The 18736-nt window shown below is 24.0% G+C and carries 16 protein-coding genes, 1 tRNA gene and 1 pseudogene; 12 read left to right on the top strand and 6 right to left on the bottom strand.

Features of this window, described 5'->3' with window-relative positions; genetic code table 4:
• Window positions 1-247: 247 nt before the first annotated feature.
• From ACQH25_RS01030 to ACQH25_RS01000, 7 genes and pseudogenes are all read left to right on the top strand, one after another.
• On the top strand, window positions 248-601 hold the full coding sequence (locus tag ACQH25_RS01030; protein WP_425381432.1) for a hypothetical protein: 354 nt from the start codon (window positions 248-250) through the stop codon (window positions 599-601).
• Window positions 576-854: a hypothetical protein gene (locus ACQH25_RS01025; RefSeq protein WP_425381431.1), complete on the top strand. Its 279-nt coding sequence runs from the start codon at window positions 576-578 to the stop codon at window positions 852-854. Before ACQH25_RS01030 ends, ACQH25_RS01025 begins: the two co-directional genes overlap by 26 nt.
• Window positions 855-910: 56 nt before the next feature.
• Window positions 911-2182 (top strand): hypothetical protein, encoded by a 1272-nt coding sequence (locus ACQH25_RS01020; protein WP_425381430.1) that lies wholly within the window; start codon window positions 911-913, stop codon window positions 2180-2182.
• A gap of 402 nt (window positions 2183-2584) precedes the next feature.
• Window positions 2585-4126: pseudogene (locus ACQH25_RS01015) on the top strand (type I restriction-modification system subunit M); the annotation flags it as partial.
• Complete coding sequence (locus tag ACQH25_RS01010; protein ID WP_425381833.1) at window positions 4106-4534, top strand: restriction endonuclease subunit S; 429 nt, start codon at window positions 4106-4108, stop codon at window positions 4532-4534. The pseudogene ACQH25_RS01015 and the gene ACQH25_RS01010, both read left to right, overlap by 21 nt.
• A gap of 143 nt (window positions 4535-4677) precedes the next feature.
• The gene (locus tag ACQH25_RS01005) at window positions 4678-5235 is read left to right on the top strand and encodes a restriction endonuclease subunit S (RefSeq protein ID WP_425381429.1); all 558 of its coding nucleotides are present in this window, start codon (window positions 4678-4680) and stop codon (window positions 5233-5235) included.
• Window positions 5236-6132: 897 nt separating this feature from the next.
• Window positions 6133-8301, top strand: coding sequence for a hypothetical protein (locus ACQH25_RS01000; protein WP_425381428.1), 2169 nt, complete (start codon window positions 6133-6135; stop codon window positions 8299-8301).
• Window positions 8302-8753: 452 nt separating this feature from the next.
• Here the strand turns inward: ACQH25_RS01000 and ACQH25_RS00995 are convergent, their stop codons facing one another.
• The 4 genes from ACQH25_RS00995 to ACQH25_RS00980 form a co-directional block, all read right to left on the bottom strand.
• Complete coding sequence (locus ACQH25_RS00995; RefSeq protein ID WP_425381427.1) at window positions 8754-10577, bottom strand: MATE family efflux transporter; 1824 nt, start codon at window positions 10575-10577, stop codon at window positions 8754-8756.
• A gap of 128 nt (window positions 10578-10705) precedes the next feature.
• Window positions 10706-12118 carry an ABC transporter permease gene (locus ACQH25_RS00990; protein WP_425381426.1) on the bottom strand — a complete coding sequence of 471 codons (1413 nt, stop codon included), beginning with the start codon at window positions 12116-12118 and terminating at the stop codon, window positions 10706-10708.
• Window positions 12118-13194: an ABC transporter ATP-binding protein gene (locus ACQH25_RS00985; protein ID WP_425381425.1), complete on the bottom strand. Its 1077-nt coding sequence runs from the start codon at window positions 13192-13194 to the stop codon at window positions 12118-12120. Before ACQH25_RS00985 ends, ACQH25_RS00990 begins: the two co-directional genes overlap by 1 nt.
• 494 nt (window positions 13195-13688) lie before the next feature.
• Window positions 13689-13765 (bottom strand) — tRNA-Ile (locus ACQH25_RS00980).
• Between the two features lie 175 nt (window positions 13766-13940).
• Here ACQH25_RS00980 and ACQH25_RS00975 point away from each other — a divergent pair.
• From ACQH25_RS00975 to ACQH25_RS00965, 3 genes are all read left to right on the top strand, one after another.
• Window positions 13941-14090, top strand: coding sequence for a hypothetical protein (locus ACQH25_RS00975; protein WP_425381424.1), 150 nt, complete (start codon window positions 13941-13943; stop codon window positions 14088-14090).
• 83 nt (window positions 14091-14173) lie between these two features.
• Complete coding sequence (locus ACQH25_RS00970; protein WP_425381423.1) at window positions 14174-14428, top strand: hypothetical protein; 255 nt, start codon at window positions 14174-14176, stop codon at window positions 14426-14428.
• 906 nt (window positions 14429-15334) lie between these two features.
• Entirely contained in the window at window positions 15335-15886 is a 552-nt protein-coding gene (locus ACQH25_RS00965; protein ID WP_425381422.1) for a hypothetical protein, read from the top strand.
• A gap of 42 nt (window positions 15887-15928) precedes the next feature.
• On the opposite strand, the gene rpsI is transcribed toward ACQH25_RS00965, so the two are convergent.
• Both rpsI and rplM read right to left on the bottom strand, forming a co-directional pair.
• Window positions 15929-16336 carry a 30S ribosomal protein S9 gene (rpsI, locus tag ACQH25_RS00960; protein ID WP_425381421.1) on the bottom strand — a complete coding sequence of 136 codons (408 nt, stop codon included), beginning with the start codon at window positions 16334-16336 and terminating at the stop codon, window positions 15929-15931.
• Between the two features lie 6 nt (window positions 16337-16342).
• Window positions 16343-16783, bottom strand: coding sequence for a 50S ribosomal protein L13 (rplM, locus tag ACQH25_RS00955; protein ID WP_425381420.1), 441 nt, complete (start codon window positions 16781-16783; stop codon window positions 16343-16345).
• Window positions 16784-17117: 334 nt separating this feature from the next.
• Between rplM and ACQH25_RS00950 the strand changes: the two genes are divergently transcribed.
• Window positions 17118-17708 (top strand): BspA family leucine-rich repeat surface protein, encoded by a 591-nt coding sequence (locus tag ACQH25_RS00950; RefSeq protein WP_425381419.1) that lies wholly within the window; start codon window positions 17118-17120, stop codon window positions 17706-17708.
• A gap of 274 nt (window positions 17709-17982) precedes the next feature.
• On the top strand, window positions 17983-18594 hold the full coding sequence (gene rpsD, locus ACQH25_RS00945; protein ID WP_425381418.1) for a 30S ribosomal protein S4: 612 nt from the start codon (window positions 17983-17985) through the stop codon (window positions 18592-18594).
• The last annotated feature ends 142 nt before the right edge of the window (window positions 18595-18736 follow it).

Raw genomic sequence — 18736 nt, 5'->3', positions numbered from 1 at the left:
TGAACTAGAAAAGCAATTAACAGAATGTCAAGAAAAAAGTTTTAATTATTGAGTTGAACAAAATGAACAAGAAAGTTTAGAATAATTTTGTAAATTAATAAGTCATATCTTTAATAATACAATGTATTTGCTTCAACAACATCGAAAACAAAAAGAAAAAAATAGAATAAAATTGTAAAATTTAAAAAAATAGTTATAGATTAATAAATTAATTATTTTTTTTGATATTTAAAAAGGAGTATTCAATATGAAATATTTTAATCCAAATTATTGATTCAAATTGTGAGTACTAACTACTCCAATTTTTCAATATAAAATTGAAAGTATTAATGCTAAGTCAAATGATAATGAAGAAAGAAATTGAAAACCTAAAAATATATCTATTTTAGGTTGTCCACAATCTGGTTTTCATGATGTTTCTTGTATCCATGAAGCAGGACATACAGTAATTATTTTAGATTCTAAATTTAAAAATAAGTTTCAAAACTTAGAATCTCTTAATTCAAATTCCAAATATTTGGGACAGATAGTATTTGATGAACTTGTACCTTTAAATCAAATTAAAAATATAAGTGATGATGACTTCTTTATTACAAATTAATTTAGGTGGATACGCTGCTGAAAGCATATTTTTTGATAATAATCCTTTAAAATATATTATAGGAGAATTAAAAATTATGCATTCATCTGATTTGCAGAACTATCATAATACTTATGAAAAAGAATTTGAATCTAGAAAATTAAAACCTGACAATGAAGATTCTTCAACTTTCATAGATAAACAATTAAATATAACAAGAAGAAAAAAAATAATAAACCAGAATTTGAAAAATTTATTAAAACATGTTGTCTAATAAATTATGTTAATAAAGACCATGTTGATTATATTTTAAAAAATAAAGAAATACCATTGCCATTATTTACAAGAGAACAAATTAAAGCATTAACAACAGAACAAATCCAAGCATTGACAGTAGAAGAATTTAAATCATTTTTAGCAACACAAATTCCTGCATTTGACATAAATCAAATTAAAGCATTAACAACAGAACAAATTTCATGATTGACACCAGAACAAATCCAAGCATTAACAACAGAACAAATTTCTAAACTAACAACAGAACAAATCAAAACATTAACAACACAACAAATCAAAGCATTTACTTCTGAACAAATCAAATCATTAACAACACAACAAATTTCACGATTGACAGCAGAACAAATTTCTGAACTAACAACACAACAAATCCACGCATTTTCACCATGACAAATTTCAGCATTAACATTAAATCAAATTAGTGATTTGAAAGTTAAACAAATCCAAACATTTTGACCAATGCAAATTTCATGATTTATACCACAACAAATTTCATGATTGACAGCAAAACAAATCCAAGCATTAACAACAGAACAAATTTCAGAACTAACACCACAACAAATCCAAACATTAACAAGACAACAAATCAAAGCATTTACAACAAAACAAATCAAAGTATTAACATCACAACAAATCCAAGCATTAACAACAGAACAAATTTCAGAACTAACACCACAACAAATCCAAACATTAACAAGACAACAAATCAAAGCATTTACAACAAAACAAATCAAAGTATTAACATCACAACAAATCAAAGCATTTACAACAAAACAAATTTCAGAACTAACACCACAACAAATTTCATGATTTCGTCCATATCAAATCCAAGCATTTTTACCATGACAAATTTCAGCATTAACTTTAAATCAAATTAATAATTTGAAAGTTGAACAAATTTCAGCATTAACTTTAAATCAAATTAATGATTTGACAGCAGAACAAATTCAAGCATTTTCACCAGAACAAATTTCAGAACTAACAACACAACAAATCCAAACATTAACAACACAACAAATCCAAACATTAACAACACAACAAATTACAGCATTTTTATTATGACAAATTTCAGCATTAACTTTAAATCAAATTAATAATTTGAAAATTGAACAAATCAAAGCATTTTTACCATGACAAATTTCAGCATTAACTTTAAATCAAATTAATGCTTTGACAGCACAACAAATCCAAGCATTTACAACAACAAAAAGAAAATTAATGAACGAAGCGACAATTAAAATTATCAATAAAACAAATGGGAAAAATTATGAAAGATTACAACAAAAAAATTTTACAATAATCTAAAAATAATTAAAAAAACCAATTTTAAATGGTAAACAAGAGCGCGTAAAATATTCGGTTGGTGGATAATTTTCCAAAAACTAAGAAAAAGATAGAAATAAAATTCTATCTTTTTTAATTAAATTAAAATTATCGTTAACCTTGCTTAGTTTAAGAAAATAACAGCAAAAACAACCAATTAAATTAAATACTACATGGGATTTCTCTATTTTTCGCTAACAATTTTAAGATATTAAGGTTTTATTAAAATATTATTGCCTTACTAAAAATTTAGTTTTTTATTATATAATTATATCGTAAAAATAATTAAATATTTATCAGCAAAATTACTAACAAGGATTAAAACTAGTTAGCATTAAATATCATTGCTTTAATTAGTGAGTTTGAAAGTTAGGAAAAGATATTATGACAACACATGAAAAACAAAATGTCCAACAACAACTACTATTTTCTAAATTATGAAATATTTCTAATACGCTACGTGGAACAATGGAACCATCCGAATATAAAGAGTATATCTTAGGATTAATATTTTATCGTTATTTATCAGATAATGTCCAATCAATAATAGCAAAAGATTTAACAATGGAGGGGATTGATTATTACACTGCTTTAACTAATAAAAAATATCGCAATGATTTTTTAGAAGTTTTATATGATAATGATAGTGCTGGATATTATATTGAACCAGAATATTTATGACAAGCAATAATTAAAAAAATTAATATTGGAAAATTTGATATCTTCTTATTAAGAAAAGCGTTTAATAAATTAATTGAATCAACAGTTGGTCATGCATCAGCAAAAGAATTTGAAAATTTATTTGATTCTGTTGATTTAGATTCTAGTAAATTGGGAAAAACAGAAACCCAGAAAAGTAACATCATTGCTAAAGTAATGTTAAAAATTAATGAAATTAATTTTGAAATTAACGACGCAGAAATTGATATTTTAGGTGATGCCTATGAATATTTAATTAGTAAATTTGCTTCTGAATCAGTAAAAGCAGCAGGTGAATTTTATACACCACAACCTGTTTCTAAATTATTAGCTAAATTAGTTAGTCAAGGAAAAACAGAAATTAAAACGGTTTATGATCCAACATGTGGTTCTGGTTCATTACTATTAAGAGTATATAAAGAATTAAAAATTGGTCATTTATATGGCCAAGAATTAAAAACCAATTCATATAATATCGCAAGAATGAATATGATGTTACATGGTTTAAAGTATAATAAATTTGATATTTATCATGGTGACACACTAAAAGATGATGGTTTTAAAGGACAAGAATTTGAGGTAATTGTCGCAAATCCGCCATATAGTTCTCATTGAACGGCAAATCAAAAATTTTTAAGTGATGAAAGATTTAGTGCTTATGGCAAATTAGCACCAAAAACAAAAGCTGATTTTGCTTTTATTCAAAATATGATTTATAAATTAGCTGCTAATGGCGTTATGGCCGTTGTTATTCCTCATGGAGTTTTGTTTAGAGGTAATGCCGAATTAATTATTAGAAAATATATGATTGAAAAAAATTGAATTGATACTATTATTAGTTTACCAGCTAATATGTTTTATGGGACATCAATTCCAACTTGTATTATAGTGATGAAAAAATGTAAAATTGATAGTTCCATTTATTTTATTGATGCTTCGAAAGAATTTGCCAAGCAAGGAAATAAAAATACTTTAACCGATGAAAATATTATTAAAATTATTAATGTTTTTAATAACAGAAAAACTATTGCTAAATTTTCTAATTTAGTTGATGTAGAAATAATTAAAGCAAATGATTATAACTTAAATATTGCTCGTTATATTGATAATACAGAAGAAAAAGAAATAATTAATATTAAAAATATGCAAGATAAATTAATTACTAATGAACAAGCAACGCAAAAATTAAATGAAGAATTTAAGTTAATGTTTAAAGATTTGGTGATTAATAATGAAAAAGGTTATCCCCAAATTAGATTTAAAAAGTTTATTAATGAAAATAATTTTCAAAAAGTAAAATTAAAAGAAATTTGTTTAATTCAAAAAGGAAAATCAATATCAAAAGATAAATATGATATTAATGGAAAATATTGTATTTTTAATGGTGGCATTAATAAATCTGGTAGTACAAACTTATTTAATAAAGAAAATTGTATCTCTATAAGTGAAGGTGGCAATTCTTGTGGTTATGTAAATTATATAAAAGATAAATTTTGAAGTGTGGATCATAATTATACTTTATCAAAAGTAAATTTAAATCTTTTTTATCTTTTTTATCTTTTAAAAAATAATGAAATAAATATTAAAAAACTTAGAGTTGGCACAGGATTACCAAATATTCAAAAAAAGATTTAGAAAATATCATAATTTATATAATTCGTAATTTACAAGAACAAAATAAAATTGGTAATTTTTTTACTATTATTGATAAAAAAATAGAATTAGTTAAAGAACAATTAAGTTTATTAACAAAACAAAAACAATATTACTTAAATAATATGTTTGCAAATGAAAAAGGTTATCCCCAAATTAGATTTAAAGGATTTAATGATGAATGAGTTTTAAAACAAGTTCAAGAAGTATTAACAACAATAAAATCTTTAAAAATTAAAAAAAATTTTGAATCAAATACAAAATTACCTTTAATATCACAAAAAAAAGATTTTATTGATTCATATATTAAAAAAGGAAACTTAGTAGAACAATTACCAATCATTCTTTTTGGTGATCATACAACTATTTTAAAATATCTTGATAAATATTTTTTTGTTGCAGATGATGGTATAAAACTTTTAGAACTAAGTAATAGTTTTAAAAATTTTAATTTAAAATTTATTTATTATTCAGTATTATTAAATAATGTTTCACAAAGTGGATATAAAAGGCATTTTTTAATGTTAAAAAATGTTTTTATTTCTTTGACAAATAATATTAATGAACAAACTAAGATTGCACATTTTTTTACCATTATTGATAGAAAAATTGAATTAATTAAAGAACAATTAAGTTTATTAACAAAACAAAAACAATATTACTTAAATAATATGTTTATTTAATTTATGGTTGCTAATTGATTTTTACATGCAAATAAAAATTTTACATAATTTTGTGGTTTTTGCAAATGTTTATATTTGATAATGGTAAAAGTATTTAATATGATCAATTATTTTCTATAAAAATTAAAAGAGACAATTACTGACATCTATTTAAAATCATTAAATAATTTCAATTTAGATCTAATTGCTGCTAGTAATGAATTAATGCTTTACCAATAATACGAATATTATCTGTAACATTATCTAATTTATTTCTTACTTTTGTAAATGAAATAGGTATACCTCACATATATTTGTTATAAACTACTCATTTTTATTTTAAAAAAACTTTTCTTTCTTAGTAATTTATCATATTTAGATAAATTAGCATTTTTTTCTTTTTTAGATTTAAACATTCTTATTTTCTCCTTCACATATTCAAAAACACTTGAATTATTAATAAAATAATTTTCTAGGTTTAAACTAGTTTGCAAAAAAAAATAAGTATAATATTTATAAACAAAAATATGTTTTTTTGTCCTATGATTTTAATTTTTAGTAAATAGGTTTTATTTTGAAAGGGGATAAAAATAAAAAAAATTATTAAAGTGCATTGATATAACACATTTAAATTACTACCAAGTTCTAACAAAAATTAGAAGATAAAATAAAAGAGTTAGAAAAACAATTAATAGAATGTCAAGAAAAAACTATTAATTATTGAGTTGAACAAAATGAACAAGAAAGTTTAGAATAATTTTGTAAATTAATAAGTCATATCTTTAATAGTACAATGTATTTGCTTCAACAACATCGAATACAAAAAGGAAAAAATAGAATAAAATTGTAAAATTTAAAAAATAGTTATAGATTAATAAATTAATTATTTTTTTTGATATTTAAAAAGGAGTATTCAATATGAAATATTTTAATCCAAATTATTGATTCAAATTGTGAGTACTAACTACTCCAATTTTTCAATATAAAATTCAAAGTATTAATGCTAAGTCAATTGCTAATGAAGAAAGAGATTGAAAACTTAAAAATATATCTATTTTTGGTTGTGCACAATCTGGTTTTCATGATGTTTCTTGTATCCATGAAGCAGGACATACAGTAATTATTTTAGATTCTAAATTTAAAAATAAGTTTCAAAACTTAGAATCTCTTAATTCAAATTCCAAATATTTGGGACAGATAGTATTTGATGAACTTGTACCTTTAAATCAAATTAAAAATATAAGTGATGATGACTTATATACTTTATTACAAATTAATTTAGGTGGATACGCTGCTGAAAGCATATTTTTTGATAATAATCCTTTAAAATATATTATAGGAGAATCAAAAATTATGGATTCATCTGATTTGCAGAAGTATCATAATACTTATGAAAAAGAATTTGAATCTAGAAAATTAAAAACTGACAATGAAAAATCTTCAAGTTTCATAGGTAAACAATTAAATATAACCAGAAGAAAAATAAAAAATAAACCAGAATTTGAAAAATTTATTAAAACATGTTGTCTAATAAATTATGTTAATAAAGAGCATGCTGATTATATTTTAAAAAATAAAGAAATACCATTGCCATTATTTACAACAGCACAAATCCAAACATTAACAACACAACAAATCAAAGCATTGACAGTAGGAGAATTTAAATCATTTTTAGCAACACAAATTCCAGCATTTAACATAAATCAAATTAAAGCATTAACAACAGCACAAATTTCATGATTGACAGCAGAACAAATCCAAACATTAACACCACAACAAATCAAAGCATTTTGACCATGACAAATTTCAGCATTAACTTTAAATCAAATTAATGATTTGAAAGTTGAACAAATCAAAGCATTTTGACCATGACAAATTTCAGCATTAACACGTAAACAAATCAAAGCATTTACACCAGAACAAATCCAAACATTAACACCAGAACAAATCCAAACATTAACAACACAACAAATCAAAGCATTTACACCACAACAAATCCAAAGTTTTTGATCAGAACAAATTACATGATTGACAGCAAAACAAATCGAAGCATTAACAACACAACAAATCCAAGCATTGACTAAAGAACAAATCAAAGTATTAACAACACAACAAATCCAAACATTAACACCTGAACAAATCCAAGCATTAACAAAAGAACAAATTTCATGATTGACACCTCAACAAATCCAAACATTAACAACACAACAAATCCAAACATTAACAGCAAAACAAACTAAAACATTAACACCAGAACAAATCGAAGCATTAACAGCAGAACAAATCCAAGCATTAACAAAAGAACAAATTTCTGAACTAACAACACAACAAATCCAAGCATTTTGACCATGAGAAATAAAAGCATTAACTTTAAATCAAATTACATGATTGACTCCAGAACAAAGCCAAGCTTTTTGACCAGAACAAATCCAAGCATTTACACCAGAACAAATTTCAGCATTAACTTTAAATCAAATTACATGATTGACACCACAACAAATCCAAACATTAACAAAAGAACAAATCCAAACATTAACAATACAACAAATCCAAAGTTTTTGATCAGAACAAATTTCATGATTGACAGCAAAACAAACCAAAACATTAACAAAAGAACAAAGCCAAGCATTAACACTACAACAAATCCAAGCATTTACACCAGAACAAATTTCAGAACTAACAACAGAACAAATCCAAGCATTTTGACCATGAGAAATAAAAGCATTAACTTTAAATCAAATTACATGATTGACTCCAGAACAAATCCAAGCATTTTGACCACAACAAATTAAATCATTAACAGCAAAACAAATTAAAGCATTAACAACACAACAAATCCAAACATTTACACCAGAACAAATTTCTGAACTAACAACTCAACAAATCCAAGCATTAAAGCCAGAACAAATCCAAGTATTTACACCACAACAAATTTCATGATTACAATCAAAACAAATCCAAACATTAACATCAACAAAAAAAGAGGAAAAAGAAATATTAATGAACGAAGCGAAAATAAAAATTATCAATAAAATAAATGGCAAAGATTATGAAAAATTACAAAATAAAAATTTTACAATAATCTAAAAATAATTGAAAAAAACCAATTTTAAAATGTTGAACAAGTAAAAAAATATACAAAAATTATTAATAATTAACTCTAATTACTAGGTGATTTTGATAGCAAATTCTAAATTTTGATTTGTATTATTGAAAGTTTTAAAAATTAAAAATGTATTTTTTCATAATTATTGAAATAACAATTACTGGCATTAATTCTTCATTGATTGTTTGTTATATTTTAGCAATAAAATTCATTAACATTATCTGAAGATAAAATAATATTCTTGCTTTTCATTAAAGAAAATTATTGTCTTATTTTTGTAAATTAATATTTCTTTTTCTTCTATTAATCATCTTTGAAAATTGAAAAAATTGAAATATAAAACAAAAAAAGTAAAATAACTAAACCAAAAATAATAAAACTTTAACAGTTAAATATATCACAAAATAAATGCTTTAAAAGGCATTTATTTAATTTAGAAGTTAGCAATGTCAACTTTATCTTTTCGTTTAGGAATATTAATTACTGGTGGTGATTCTGGATATACTTCATTAATAGTATTTGCCAAATTACGTACCCATTTACCGCGATGATAAATAATTCAAACAATAATCATTTTAATAACATCACAAGAGCGCATAATACCATAAATATAAATAATATCTAATGGACTATACTTTATTTGAATAAATAAAATTAACACTGAAAAACACCAAGTAAAACAACTATCAATAAGTAACACTGTAATTGCTAAACTACCAGCACGAAAGGCATAAATACAAGTATACAAAATAGTATAAGCACTAAAAACCATCGCATCAACACGCATCATTCAACTAGAAATTCGTAATGCTTCTGGTGTTGCAGTAAATAATAATTGTGGTAAAAAAAATGATGATAAAACTAATAAACCAGCAAAAAATAATGATACAAAAAAACCCAATCTAATTAAATGTTTAGCATTATATTTAGCACCAACTAAATCATCAGCACCTAAACGATTAGCAATTAATACCGAGGAGGCAATACCAAATCCAATATATAATGTATAAAACATAGTATTAATGGTAGAAGCAATTGCCGAACCACTTAATGCTTCAAAACTTCATTGTGAAATTAATCTAATAATCATTGTTGCAGCAATGGCAAATAATAAATCATTTAACATTAATGGTCATGCTTTAATTATAATTTTTTTAAATAAATCACCTCTAATTTTAAACATTTTTAAAACTTTTGGTTGAAATTCATATTTTTTTCAGATAACAAAACTACTAATTAATAATAATTGAACAATTCTTGCTGTTAAAGTAGCAATTGCTGATCCTCGTGATCCAATTCCAGTAATTGTGCCAATACCGTTAATTAATAATAAATTTAAGAAAAAATTAATAAATACCGAAACAAAAGTTAATAATAATGGAATATAACCACGTTTTGTTTCACGAAAAGCAGAGACAAAAGCAAAATTTATTCCTAGTAATGGATAAGAAAAAACAATTCATTGATTATAATCAATACCTTGATTTGTTGCTAATGTTGCTGAATGTCATTCATAATAACGCAAAATAATTTGTACAAATTGTGGATCATTTTTATCAATATTATGTTTATTAATAAAATCAAGAAGTAAATTTTGATCAAAGTCATGATTATAATTTAAAATATCTTTTAATCGTTCAATATCATTAAGATTCATTCCCTTATTAGCGCATAATTGATTAAACTTATTAATTGCACTATTAGGGTTAGTAGTATAAGAAATTAAATATTCACCTACGGTATAAGCTAAGATAATAACTATTACTCCAATTAAAAAACCAAAAATAATTCTCATTCTTACTGTTTGTCGTAATGAACCATATCTTCCTGCCCCATAAAATTGAGCACCAAAAATACTAACAGCATTAATAAAGCCACCCATAATTGCATAAATAATAACAAAAATTTGGTTAGAAGCAGTAATTCCTGAAACTGCAATTTGTCCGGCTGAATATTGCAGGTGATAAAAATGTTCTAAACCATTATTTATTCATCAATTTTGATTATCTCAAATCCCTAACGTTTTAAAAATATTGTTAATGTGATCATTCATTGGTTTTAAATCACTAATAAAACTATCTTTTAACTGCGCAACCATAATATTATCTAATAAATTCATTGAGGCCGACAAAATTTGTTGCAATACCGCTGGAATAATAATCATTAATGCTAATAAATATCATTTTTTATTAGCAAAAAAATTACTAACTTTATGTGGATTTGTTGTATTATTAATTTTAAATCCACTAACTGTCATTATTTCACCCTTATCAATAATCTTCCATAATGTAATAATTTTACATGATTTAAATAATGATTTTTAAAATTTAAATATAAAAAAATTCAAGATTAAAAATCTTGAATTTTTATGAAAATATTAATTTACTAAGTAAAATCTCGACGATTAAACACTAATCATGAAACGCCTAATAAAATAACTCCTAATAAAATATATACTGTTAATAAAACAGGAAAATTAATAATTTTACTATTTGTTGATTTATTAGTATCAACTTTATAATTTGCACCATCTTTAGTAAAACTAATTAAATAGGGGTCTGCTGCCATTGAATATGCACTTGGACTAGCAAAAATTGAACTTTGTTCAGTAGCAATACCATCTCAAATATATTTTAATTGATAAAATATATTTAAATAACGCATGGCTTTAACTTGCATTGTTTTAGTGTTAAACTTATGATAGTCTGATTCAGATAGTGTCGTATTTAAACCATTAATCATAAATAATACCGAATAATTAACATGATTACTACCAACACCATCTGAACTTTTGGAATCAGAATGATCATCTATTCCAACTTTTACACCTGTCATCAGTTCGGCAAAACTTTGTTCTTTTCATTGACGAAAAACAGTAGCAATATTATAAATATGAGTAACTAATTGTCTAGGAGCATCAGTAGTATCGGGAACTTCACCATTCTTAATTGCTAGCAATTGTTGTTGTTCTTGTTGATAATCATAATTACTAGGATAATTATTAACAGTTGGAATATATGTAGTATAAATACTAACGATAGCAGTTTTAATAGATTGAATAGTATCATTTGGATTAGTTCGATATGTATTATTGATTCAATCAATATCTGATTGATCTAACTTCCCTTTCACATTATTATAGGCCGCTAACGCTTGTGAAGCAACATAATAATTAGGATCTAATGTTACCAAATCATTGATTACTGTTGCAAAAATATTAAATAATGCAGCCATACCAATCATAATTGCAACTAATGTTTTAGCATTAAAGATTAAAGAAAACAAAATAGCAATTGAAGAAATAATTAAATCAAAGATAATTGCAACACCAAATAAAATTCATAAATAAGGAAACACTGCACTATAAATCGTTGTACTACCAACTCCTGGAATAACAATAACAAAACTTGCAATAAAAATAGATAAGAATAAATACAAAATAATCACTACTTGTAAAGATAATAATTTTTCTGCTCAAATTCTAGTTCTACTAACTGGTTTTGATACTAAAATTAATAAAGTACCATCATCAATTTCATCACGAAAAACTTGTGTCGCTTTAACAGCAATGAAAACAAAAATCATAATCGATAAAAGTACAGAAAATGATAACATTTTTCATTGTGGTACATAAAATGCTAATGCTTGATCATAAGTTAATAACTTTATTACATCAGATCCAATAATTAATGAAATTAAAGATCAAGATAAAACAAGAAAAATAATAGTTAAAAGAAAAATAATTCAAGTTGAAGGAGTAGCAATCATCTTTTTAAAAGTATAACGAAATATTGGCATTATTTTTCTCCCTTCTTATTGTCATTAGCTTCCATAACAATTCGTTCATACATTGTTTGTAAATCAACAGTATATGGTTTTAAATAAGTAATGATAATATTATTTTTTAAAGCAATTGTTAGTACTTCTGCCACTTGTGTTTCCGTTTTAACATTTACTAATAAATGACTTTCATTAACTTCTACTATAAAATCTTTAGCTATTAATAATTTAATTAGTTTATCATTATGATTAGAACTTATTTCATACAGTGAATCAGTCTTATTAACTGTTCCTGTATAAACAACCTTACTGTAGTTCAAAACAGTAACCTCATCAGCTAAATGCTGTAATTCAGATAAAATATGTGAAGAAATAAAAACTGTTTTACCTTGTTGTCGTAACTTTCTTAAATCATTAAATAATTCTGTTCTTGCTGTTGGATCTAAATTAGCAGCGGGTTCATCTAAAATCAATACATCGGGATTATTTAATAATGATTGTGCTAATAATACTTTTTTCTTCATTCCCGAAGAGTAAGCGTTAGGATTACGTTTTTTAAATTTTCATAAATCTAATTCTTTTAAGATAACCTCAGTTTTTTCTTTGGCCACTTTATATTTTAAGCCACTAATTTGTCCCATTGAAATCAAATAATCATAAGTAGTAATTCGTTTAGGAAATTTTGCTGCTTCAGGAATATAACCAACTTGTTTTTTCGCTTCAACTGTTCATGAACGCTTGCCATGAATAATTAAATCACCTTTTGTTTCAACCATAGCGCTAATTAAACACTTAATAGTAGTAGTTTTACCCGAACCATTCGGACCAATAAAACCATGAATAGTACCTTTTTTAACTTTAATATTAGCATTATCGACAGCTTTAAATTTTTTAAATTGTTTAGTAAAATCACGAATTAAAATTGCATATTGTCCATCTTCAGCACTAACTACTACGTTACGATTATAACGATTAAATCAGTTTCTAATGTATGTTTTAAAATTGAAGATTTTATATATTTTTTCTTGACTAGTATCATCATCTTTTTTAATCAAAGACTTACTAATAACAGGTTTTAAGATTGCTTTTTCCATACTTATGCTCCTTACTACTTAAACAATTAACTTTTTAAGTTGCAATAATATATAACCAACTTTGATATATTATATATTAATTTATAATTAAAAAGAAAAAAATACTAATATAAAAAACTTTAAGAAAATAAAATAGCTGTTATTCTAATTAAAATTTCTTATTAGTAATAGAATTATTAAAATAGATTTTTATATTTTTGATAAACTAAAATTAGTATTTCTTGTCACTACCAATGATTTTAAAATAAATTAATTTGTTTTTTTATCTTTTATTAAGTTTTTAATTATATTTTATTTTTAATGATAACGTTTTTAGTTTTTTTAAAATAACGCTACTTTTAATGTCATTAATGATACTTCTCATTTTCTCAGCTTTTTATACTTGATTAAGTTTTTCTTTTTCTTTAACAAATTGATAGTGATGGTCTTTACAATTTTTTTATATTAAATAAAAAAAAATAAACAAAATTGTTTATTTAATATCTTATACATAATGGTGGGACTAAATGGACTTGAACCATCGGCCTCACGCTTATCAAGCGTACGCTCTAACCAGCTGAGCTATAGTCCCAAAAAGAACAACAGGAATATTATATATTTGTTCAGTATTGATTGCAATATGTATTAACAATATTTATTAAGTTTTTTTGCTCTTAATTAATGAACATGCTTATATTTTTAAAAATAATATTTTTTTTGTATAATTTATTTATATGAGGTTTTTAATTAAAAAGAGGGGATTAAAAATGAAAAAAATTCAGATACATATTTTAAGAATTGAAAAATGAGAACTAGACTGGGAAAACCAATGAAAACTAGCAGAAAAAATAAACGAAGAAAGTGAAAACTTAGAACAAAGCAATAATGATATTCCCAAAAAAAATACACTTTCATAAAAATAATTTTTCGTAAAAATGAGTTAAGTAAAATGATATAATTTAATTATTAAATTATATAAGTTTGAGAGGTAATAAATGTAATGAATGGTAAAAGTGAAAAAAAAATTAAACTACAAGAAATTTATTTGTTGAAATATAAAACAAATCAAAGTGATGATATGAAATATAAAGCATTTGAAACATTAGAATTAGCAACATTATTTCACCTAAGTTTTAAGGAAATAGTTACAAAACTTGGATATCCTAACCGTGAAATCATTCATCATGAAATTATTGTTATACCATTTAACTTAGATGCAAGCAAAATGTTAAACCAAATAAAAAAAGTAAAATAACAAAATAAATATATTTTAAAAAAGAGCTACTAAAAATAAAATGATTGCTTTAATATTATTTTTATTAGCAAATTACATATATAATCTTATTTAAAAATAATTAAAATTTCATTCATTAATTAATAGTAAAAAACTAATAAATTTGTTATCATCTTTACATAAATAAAATAGTTTTACTGATTATTTTTATTATTTTAAATAATTTTTTATGCTTAAAAGAGGTAACAAAAATGAAAAAAAATAACATATTGCAGTTAATAACCATAATATTATTCGCGATTATAATCTTAATTTTAATTATAAGTTTATACTTAATTTGATTTAGTGATTTTCATATTAACACTGATGACAGTTCTTCAAATTTTAAAAATGGTTTTCAATTATTAAAAGATCTTGGTTTAAGTTATGTTCTTAGTCATTCTGGCAATTTCCTTATCTCATTAGCTCACTATAGTGATAGTAATAATTATTATCCTTGAATTCAATTGCAGATTGGAGTTATTTTTTTTGTAATTATAAACCCAATTTTGCTATATACAACAATTATACTTATAATAAGTATCTTTATTTTCAAAATAAAACGAAAAAATAATAATTTTTGAGATGCACTTCAAAATTGTGAAATAATTAATAATTATTACATTCATTAAACTAATTTATTTTATATTTTAATTAAAATTCACTAATAATCTTTTACTAAAATAATTTTCTTCATAATGCTTATTATCGCTATTATCATAATTTTTACTGCCAAGATATAAATCATTCATATACTTATTAACCATTTATAATATTAAAAAAATATCTAATTTAATATAAAAAACAATAACCCTAAATTTGATTTTACAAATATATAGTGGTAAAATCTTAGTATTCTATAATGTAATTTTACTAAAGGGGAAAAACATGAATAATAATCAAAACATAGGTAGAAAACCAGGTGATGCAATGAAAATAGGAGCAATTATTGCAGTAGTTGTTGGTAGCATTGCTCTCATTATTGGCACATTATTTAGTATTATTACTATATTAATGGTTAGTTTTGCTAATAATACTACTACTGTTGGATTTGATGATTCACCACCTATTCACTCTGGAACATTCCTTTATCAATTCTCTATCTTTATTTTAATATTTTCTTTATTAAATATACCTTCCATTGTTATAAATATTTTATTACTAAATGGAAAATTAAAAAGTTCAATTATTCCAAGCATTTTTGCCATTATTGGTTTAGGTATAGGTCTTATTGGGATTGTTTGTGGAATTCTTATTTTATTAGGTAAATTTGAAGATGAAATAGATGTTAATAGTAATGAAAATTTCTGAAATAAAAATTTTAATATTTCTAAATGAACAACTAAAGCAAAACAAAGAAAAAGTAATTATCAATCAGAACAAAACACAGTAACTGTTCCTAACACTGTTATTAATAACAGTGAATTAAAAGAAATATAGTAAGTAAAGTAAAAAAAGAGTTTCAAACTCTTTTTTCATATATTAACGCTTTGAAAATTGTGGTGCTTTTCTAGCAGCTTTTAAACCATATTTTTTACGCTCTTTTTTACGTGCATCACGAGTTAATAATCCAAACTGTCTTAATAATATTCGATAATCTTTTGACACCTTTACTAAAACATTAGATAATGCTAGACGTGCTGCACCAGCTTGACCAGTTCTTCCTCCACCTTCGACTTTAATATTAATTTCAAAGTTTTCTAATGTATTAGTTACTTTTAAAGGTAACAACATATCTTGAACTAAGATTTCTTGTTCTAAATATTTCAAAGGTTCATAACCATTAATTAATATTTTTGATTGACCAGTGTTTTTTAAGTGAACACGAGCAGTTGACGTTTTACGGCCGCCTGAACTTGAATAAGTTACGGGTTTATTAGATATTGTCATAAAAGTCTACTCCTCTTGGCCTAATATTAAAACTTTAGGGTTTTGGGCTTGATGTTGGTGTTGAACATGGTTATAAACGTGAAGATGTGTAAATTGCTTACGACCTAAAGTCGTATTTGGTAGCATACCTTTAATGGCAATTTCTACTAATTCAGAAGCATTTTTTGCAATCATACTTTGAGCATTACGTACACGTAATCCACCAGGATATTGTGAATGATTATAATACTTCTTATCTTGTAATTTATTACCTGTTAATTTAATTTTGTTTGCATTAATAATAATGATATAATCTCCACAATCTAAGTGTGGTGTAAATGAAGGTTTATTTTTACCACGCAATATCATTGCAACTTTAGTTGCAAGACGTCCTAAAATTAAACCGCTAGCATCAATAACATATCATTTTTTTTCCATGTTACTGACATTCATTGTTGTTTGACGCATTTTTTTCTCCTTACAGTGTAATTTTACCGGGACTACATTGCTTAAAGCACTAATAATTATATAAAAACTTATTTAAAAAAACAAGTTATTATCAAAGATTTAATAATTTTTTTATATAAAATTATATATTATTTATTGTATATTCATTTTTTCAATTATAAACTTAAATTAAGATTTATCTAAGAAATTATTTAAACATATTAATATTTTTATTTAAATTTCTAATTAATACTTAAACATTAAAAAAATATATTTTCAATAAATCTTAACACAAACAATAAAATAATAATTCATTAGAAAATAGTTATTTAAAAAATAACAAGGGGGTTTGATTATGAGAACAGATACAATTTATATTAACCAAAAAGGTGAACAAGTAACTACTAAAGAAAAAAATTTATCAAATATAATTACTAAAGAAATTATGCAAATTGGATTTTATCAAAATGAAAAAGGAGAAATCCAAGTTGTCAAAATGCCAAGAATAATTGAGAAAGTGCCTAATAAATTGCCGCGAGAAATTACATCTTTACAAGAAATGTTTTCTGGTACATTAATATTTAATCAAGATTTATCACAATGAGATACTGCTAATGTAACAAACATGCAATCAATGTTTTCTGTTGCAAAATCTTTTAATGGTAATATTTCATCTTGAAATACTGCTAATGTAACAAATATGCATAATATGTTTGGCATTGCTTCAGCATTTAACCAAGACATTTCACAATGAAATACTACTAATGTAACAAACATGAGTTACATGTTTTATGAAGCAAAAAGTTTTAATCAAGACATTTCATTGTGAAATGTAAATCAAATAAAAGAACACTATGATTTTAGTGTTGATTCAGGAATTCATAATCCTAATAAATTACCGAAAAAATGAGTTATTTTAGGAACTAATGAAAGTAAAATAAAATAAATAATAATTTATTAAACATATTTTAATCAACATTTAAAATAATATTTGACAATTATTATTACTTATTCTATAATTAACAAGCATTCACGAAAGCAGCAAATAAGTATTATTAAGTTGCAAATAGTTTACTCAAAAATTTTTCTTTACTTATTATAGAAAAATATTCTACTAAAATTAATAGTAACCAGCGCTGTTCTGGCGAATTGTAAACTATCTTAATAAGAACTTATTAAAGTCTCTTTGTGTCTGTATACATTCCAAGGAGGTTTTTGTTTTGTCAAGATATACTGGTCCAGTTTACAGAAAATCAAGAAGATTAAACTTCTCAATTCTTGAATCTGGTAAAGAATTTGCGAAAGGTAAAAAGCGAACATTCGCTCCCGGACAACATGGGCAAAAAAGGATTAAACTTTCTAACTATGGATTACAATTACAAGAAAAACAAAAAATTCGTTTTACTTACGGTTTAAATGCTCGTCAAATGAAAAATTTATTTGATGAATCAAAAAAAAGTCATGGTGTTACAGGTACTAACTTATTAGTATTTTTAGAATCAAGGCTAGATAATATTGTTTTTCGTTTAGGTTTATCTTTAACAAGAAAAGGCGCTCGTCAATTAGTAAATCATGGTCATGTTTTAGTTAATAATAAAAAAGTTAATATTCCTTCATACCGTGTTAAAATAGGAGATAAAATCACGATTACTGAAAAAGCACAAAAAAATCAAAAAATTATAGAAGCACTAAATGTTAATGCTTCAACATTACCATTTGTTGAATTCAACAAAAAAACATTTATTGGTACATATATACGTCATCCACTACGTGATGAACTAAATACTGATATCAATGAAGCATTAGTTGTTGAATCATATGGACGTGCTTAGTTAAAAGTTATTATTAATTAATAATATTAATTTCAAATGGTAAATGCTGATAACATTTACCATTTCTTTATTTCCTTTAAAACAAATAACAATAATTTACTAATTACTTTCGATCATTTTAAACTTATGAATTACAACTACT

Origin of the sequence: Spiroplasma endosymbiont of Polydrusus pterygomalis (assembly GCF_964030825.1) — a bacterium.
GTDB lineage: Bacteria > Bacillota_I > Bacilli_A > Mycoplasmatales > VBWQ01 > Spiroplasma_E.
Note: the sequence above shows the minus strand (reverse complement) of the source record. Positions and strands in the feature narration are given on the sequence as shown.